Source organism: Streptomyces durbertensis, from assembly GCF_014156695.1.
In the GTDB taxonomy this organism is placed as follows: domain Bacteria; phylum Actinomycetota; class Actinomycetes; order Streptomycetales; family Streptomycetaceae; genus Streptomyces; species Streptomyces durbertensis.
The window spans coordinates 1-933 of sequence record NZ_WMLF01000852.1; the positions used below are offsets into that span (position 1 = coordinate 1).

Below are 933 nucleotides of genomic sequence, written 5' to 3' on the forward strand. Positions count from 1 at the left end.
TATAAGAGACAGGTCTCATGCCTCGCCGAGCGTCACCCGGAACGTGCGCCGGTCCCCGGCGCGCTCCACCTCCACCCGCACGGTGTCGCCCGGCTCGTGGCCGGCGAGCGCCTCGGCGAGCTGCACGACGTCGTTGACCTCGCTGTCGTCGACCCGGACGATCAGGTCCCCCGGACGGATGCCGGCGCTGTCGGCCGGCCCATCGGGTACGACCCGCACCACGGACGCGCCGGCCGGCCGGAACTCCTCGCCGAGCACCGTCCGCACCGACACGCCGAGCGCCGCCCTGTCCGGGTCGACGACCTCCCCGTGCTCGATCATCTGCGCGGCGAGTTTCCGCACGGTCGCGGCCGGGATGGCGAAGCCGATGCCGGGCGCCGGGCCGCTGCCCAGCCGCGGATCCCGGGCGGCCAGGGTGGGGATGCCGATGACCTGCCCGGAGAGGTTGACCAGCGCTCCGCCGCTGTTGCCCGGGTTGATGGCCGCCGAGGTCTGCACCATGTTCCCGATGGTGGCGCCGCCCTGCCCCGCGGTGACCGAGCGGCCCACGGCCGAGACGATGCCCTGGGTGACGCTGGAGGACAGCCCCAGCGGGTTGCCCATCGCCAGCACGACCTGTCCGACGGCGACCCGGCCGGAGTCGCCGAAGGTCGCCGGGTGCAGTCGCCGCGGCGGGTCGGTCAGCTTGATGACCGCCAGGTCCTGCTCCTCGTAGGCGGCGACCAGTTCGGCGCGCAGCGGCCGGCCGCCGGTGGCCAGCTCCACCTCGAACCGCCGCTTCCCGTTGACGACGTGCGCGTTGGTGACGATGTGGCCGTGCCGGTCGTAGATCACGCCCGAGCCCAGCTCCTCGTCGGTGGTGATCTGGACGACCGAGGGGAGCACGTCCTGGACGACCTTCTGGTAGCGCTGTTCCAGCTCGCCCTCGAAGGT

1 protein-coding gene is annotated in these 933 nt (G+C 73.0%); it reads right to left on the bottom strand.

What is annotated here, in order from left to right; genetic code table 11:
* Positions 1-15: 15 nt before the first annotated feature.
* Positions 16-933 (bottom strand): S1C family serine protease (locus GL263_RS27270; RefSeq protein ID WP_228456874.1); only part of this gene is annotated, 918 nt, incomplete at its 5' end.